The sequence below is a fragment of the Nocardia sp. No.11 genome (assembly GCF_038752175.1).
GTDB classification, from domain to species: Bacteria; Actinomycetota; Actinomycetes; order Mycobacteriales; family Mycobacteriaceae; genus Nocardia; species Nocardia canadensis.
Genome location: NZ_JBCGFB010000229.1, coordinates 1 through 4,161 on the forward strand (window position 1 = coordinate 1; position 4,161 = coordinate 4,161).

General features: G+C 71.8%; 6 protein-coding genes. All 6 read right to left on the reverse strand.

Going from position 1 to position 4,161, the window contains the following annotated elements; translation table 11 throughout:
- A partial coding sequence (locus V8688_RS31480) for a DUF6779 domain-containing protein (protein WP_342802337.1) occupies positions 1–742 on the reverse strand: 742 nt, incomplete at its 3' end.
- A gap of 236 nt (positions 743–978) precedes the next feature.
- Positions 979–1,452 carry a DUF3180 domain-containing protein gene (locus tag V8688_RS31485; RefSeq protein WP_218720634.1) on the reverse strand — a complete coding sequence of 158 codons (474 nt, stop codon included), beginning with the start codon at positions 1,450–1,452 and terminating at the stop codon, positions 979–981.
- Positions 1,446–1,985, reverse strand: coding sequence for a 2-amino-4-hydroxy-6-hydroxymethyldihydropteridine diphosphokinase (gene folK / locus V8688_RS31490; RefSeq protein WP_342802338.1), 540 nt, complete (start codon positions 1,983–1,985; stop codon positions 1,446–1,448). The genes V8688_RS31485 and folK overlap by 7 nt, the downstream gene beginning before the upstream one ends.
- Complete coding sequence (gene folB, locus V8688_RS31495) at positions 1,982–2,404, reverse strand: dihydroneopterin aldolase (protein ID WP_218720636.1); 423 nt, start codon at positions 2,402–2,404, stop codon at positions 1,982–1,984. Before folB ends, folK begins: the two co-directional genes overlap by 4 nt.
- The gene (folP, locus tag V8688_RS31500; RefSeq protein ID WP_316573369.1) at positions 2,401–3,273 is read right to left on the reverse strand and encodes a dihydropteroate synthase; all 873 of its coding nucleotides are present in this window, start codon (positions 3,271–3,273) and stop codon (positions 2,401–2,403) included. The genes folB and folP overlap by 4 nt, the downstream gene beginning before the upstream one ends.
- Entirely contained in the window at positions 3,270–3,899 is a 630-nt protein-coding gene (folE, locus tag V8688_RS31505; protein ID WP_218720646.1) for a GTP cyclohydrolase I FolE, read from the reverse strand. Before folE ends, folP begins: the two co-directional genes overlap by 4 nt.
- Between the last annotated feature and the right edge of the window lie 262 nt (positions 3,900–4,161).

A 4,161-nucleotide genomic window follows, 5' to 3' on the forward strand; every position in this document is an offset into this window, starting at 1 on the left:
CGGTGACGCCGTTGGCTGGGGCGTTGTCGGCGGCGGCTGTCGCGGCGGTGGCGGCCTGCGAGCCGGTGACGGCGTTGGCCGGGGCGCTGTCGGTGATCGTCGCGCCGAAGTCGTCGACCTTGCGGGTGTTCGGGGCCGACAGGCGCGGCGGCGGGGTCTTGCCGTTCGACGGCGGCGGGGTCGGCGCGGCGGGCGCCGACGTGGGCTGCGTGGCCTCGGCCTGCTGGGCCTCGGCGTAGTCGTCGAGCTGGACGGCGGAGGTCTCGGCGGTGACCGGGTCGTCGTAGGGGTCGGCGAAATTGGCCGAAACCGGCTGCATGAAGACGGGTTTCAGTGCGCTCGGCGGTTGCTGCCACGGACCGAACCAGGCGGCGTTGGCATCCACCGGGCTATCGGCGAAATCGTGGTCCGCGTCGTCGAACGCGTCGAAGCCACCGGCGGGCAGGGCATCGATGCGGACCGCGTCGGCTTGCAGGGCAGGCTGCTCGTCGGGCAGCGGGCCGTCGAAGAGGACCTGCAGGTTCTGGCGGAGCAGGGTGAGCTCGGCGCGCAGCGCCGCGATCTCCGAGGCGTCGGCGCCGACTTCGGCGCGCACCCGCGCCTCGACCCCCATCTCGTATTCGCGGCGGGCGTTGATCTCGCGTTCGAGCTGCAACTCGTACACCGTCTGGAGATCGCGCACCTTCGCCTTGTCGACCGCCGCGTCCTTGCGGTAGCGGGTCGCCGCGAGGGCGCCGATCACCGCCGCCCACAGGGCCGCTACCAGGCCTACTCGTACGTATTGGACGTTTTCGCTGAAGATCAGGAAAACGCTTGCCGTCAGGCCTAGGAGAATGAGGGCGCCGATGAAGAGCTTTCCCGCGTCGTCCCGCCGTCGACGGGGCGGAGTGCTACGGGAGGGTGAAACCATGTGGGCCAGGGTAGCCGGAAACTGCTGGTCGGCCCACCGAACCCGGCGGTGATTCCATCCGCAAGTTGCTAGGTAGTAGCGGGTTCGTCCGGCGGTTCCTCGGGGGCCCGGCAGCAATACTCCAGCCACAAAGCCGCAGCAACCAGGGCGGAACCGGCGAGCAGGCCGACGACCGCGCCCGGCGAATCCGCGGCGGCCGCCGTCAGGGTGCCGCGCTGTGGGAATACCCACAGTAGGAAGCCGAGCCACACCCCGGCGGCCAGTGAACCCACCTGCATCGAGGCCTTCGCCAGCGCCGCGGCGCGGGCCACGTTGATCGGATGCAATTCGTTCGGGCCGTCGCCGATCTTCTCGTCGGCGATCTTGGCCTTGATGACGAAGCCCAGCGCCGCCTCGATCGCGGCGACCGGCAGCAGCGAGGCGCCCGCCGCGACCGAGATGGTCGGGAAGGTCGAATAGGCGAAGCGGGTGGCGATCCAGGCGATCGCCGCGGCGACCACCACGTTCAGCGCCAGATCGAGCACTCTGGTCGGCTTCAGCACGGGCGAGCGCTCTCGTCCCGCAACACCAGATCGGTTCGCACCACCCCGGCCCGCTCGGCCGGCGCGAGGCCGGCCAGCAGCTCGGCGATCGACACGTCGACGCCGTCGACCCGCAGCCGCGCCGACGGCTCCACGTCGAGCCACGGGACCAGCACGAACGCCCGGTGGTGGGCCTGCGGATGGGGCAGGATCAGCGCGGGATCACCGGCGCGGACGATCCCGGCGCCGGTGTCGTCGGTGCAGGTGACCACGTCGACGTCGAGTGTGCGCGCGCCCCACCGGATCTCCCTGACCCGGCCCGACGCCTGCTCGAGGTCCTGGCCGAACCGCAGCCAGGCGTAGTCGTCGAAGCCCGGATCCTCGGCCACGACAACGGCATTGAGATAGTCGTCCTGTTCGACGCCGCCCCACGGCGCGGTCGTGTAGACCGGCGAGACCGCGAGCGCCCGCTCCCCCAGCGCGGCAACGACATCGCGCAGATGCCCGAGCCGGTCGCCCAGGTTCGAGCCGATCGACAGGACGGCGCGACTCATCGGCGCGGCCCCGGCTCGATCGTGCGGTAGCGCGTCGCCACCACCCGCACGTCGGCGAAGGTGTGCGGAATCGGCGCGGACGGCTTGTGCACCACGGCTTCCACCGCCTCGATGCGCGGGTCGGTCATCACATCGTCGGCGATCTCGGAGACCACGGTCTCGATCAGATCGCGCGGCGGACCGGCGACGATGTTGACCGCGCGCTCGGCCAGCGCGCCGTAGTCGACGGTGTCGGCCAGGTCGTCGGAGGCGGCGGCCGCGGCGAAATCGACCCACACCGTCAGGTCGACGACGAACTCCTGACCGTCGCGGCGTTCGAAGTCGAACACGCCGTGCCTGCCGAACACGCGCAGACCGCGCAGCTCGATCCGCGAGGTCGCGGGCCTGCCCGCGGGCGGGGGCAGCAGCGGTGAGTTCATCGGGAGACTCCTCGGGCGGCAGTGGCTCGGCGCCACGCGTCGACGACGGCGATCGCGTCCAGCGAGGCACGCACATCGTGCACCCGCACACCCCACGCGCCCTGGCTGGCGGCGATCGCCGAGACCGCGGCGGTGGCCGTCTCCCTGCCGTCCGGCGGACGCGGGCCGGACGCGTCGGCCAGCAGCGCGCCGAGGAAACGTTTCCGGGAGGCACCGATCAGGATCGGCAGCCCGCCCGCGACCAGCTCGGGCAGCGCGCCGAGCAGTTCCCAGTTGTGCTCGGCGTTCTTGGCGAAGCCGAGGCCGGGGTCCAGGATCAGCCGCTCGGGGGCGACACCGGCGGCGACGGCCAGGTCGACCTGGGCGCTGAGCTCGGCGCGCACCTCGGCCACGACATCGTCGTAGTGGTCGGCGGGGCCGGTGTGGCGGTAGTCGGCGCCCGCGCGCCAGTGCATGAGGATCCACGGCACCCCGGACTCGGCGACGACCTTCACCATGTTCGGGTCCGCGCGCCCGCCGGAGACGTCGTTGATCACCGCGACACCGGCGTCCAGCGCCGCCTCGGCGACCTCGGCGCGCATGGTGTCGACGCTGGTCGGCACGCCCGCGGCGACCAGACCGCGGATCACCGGGGCCACCCGGCCCGCCTCGGTGGCCGGATCGACCCGGTCGGCGCCGGGCCTGGTCGACTCACCGCCGACGTCGACGATGTCGGCACCGGCCGCGTACAGCGCGATACCGTGCGCGATCGCGAGGTCGGGATCGAGATAGCGGCCACCGTCGGAGAACGAATCCCCGGTCACGTTCACCACACCCATGACCACACACGAGCGGCCACCTCGCGGCGCGGTCACGAGGTGCTCGCTCATTTGCGCAGGATCAGGTCCAGCGCCTCGGAACGCGAGGCGGCGTTGGTCTGCAACAGGCCGCGCACCGCCGAGGTGGTGGTGCTCGCGCCCGGCTTGCGGATGCCGCGCATGGCCATGCACAGGTGCTCGGCCTCGATCACGACGATCGCGCCGCGCGGATCCAGCCTGCGCATCACCGCGTCGGCGATCTGACTGGTCAGCCGCTCCTGCACCTGCGGGCGTTTGGCGTAGAGGTCCACGACGCGGGCCAGCTTGGACAGGCCGGTGACCCGGCCGTGGGTGCCCGGGATGTAGCCGACGTGCGCGACGCCGTGGAAGGACACCAGGTGGTGCTCGCAGGTGGAGAACATCGGGATGTCGCGGACCAGCACGAGCTCCTGGTGACCCTCGTCGAAGGTCGTCGCCAGTACCTCGTCGGGCTCGGTGTAGAGCCCGGCGAACATTTCCCGGTAGGCGCGCGCCACCCGGGCCGGGGTGTCGAGCAGACCGGGACGGTCCGGATCCTCGCCGACCGCGAGCAGCAGTTCCCTGACCGCGCGCTCGGCCCGGTCCTGATCGAACGGACGACCGGTGGCCAGCGCCGTCAGGTCCGTCGGGCTCGTCGAGCCGAGTTCGCCGTCGGCGATCGACCCGTTCCCTGTTGGCTCAGCGACCTTCTTGTTGGCCGACACTTCTCCGCACCTCCACATGTCGACGCCGGTGATGGTCCGGCATCCGACGGTCGAGCGTAGTTGGCCGCCGGTCAGCGGCGGCCGTTCGGCCCTTCCCAGTCGTTGTTCTCCGGCTCGGTGCCGGGCTGCTGCGGCGGCGCGACAGGCGGCTCACCCCACGGCTGGAAGCCACCGGCGTGCCGCGGCTGCTCCGGCGGGGCCCAGGCACCGCCCTGGC

Coding starts and splice junctions, on each gene's coding strand:
- folB (WP_218720636.1), bottom strand. CDS start 2,404: ATGAACTCACCGCTGCTGCCCCCGCCCGCGGGCAGGCCCGCGACCTCG.
- folP (WP_316573369.1), bottom strand. CDS start 3,273: ATGAGCGAGCACCTCGTGACCGCGCCGCGAGGTGGCCGCTCGTGTGTG.
- folK (WP_342802338.1), bottom strand. CDS start 1,985: ATGAGTCGCGCCGTCCTGTCGATCGGCTCGAACCTGGGCGACCGGCTC.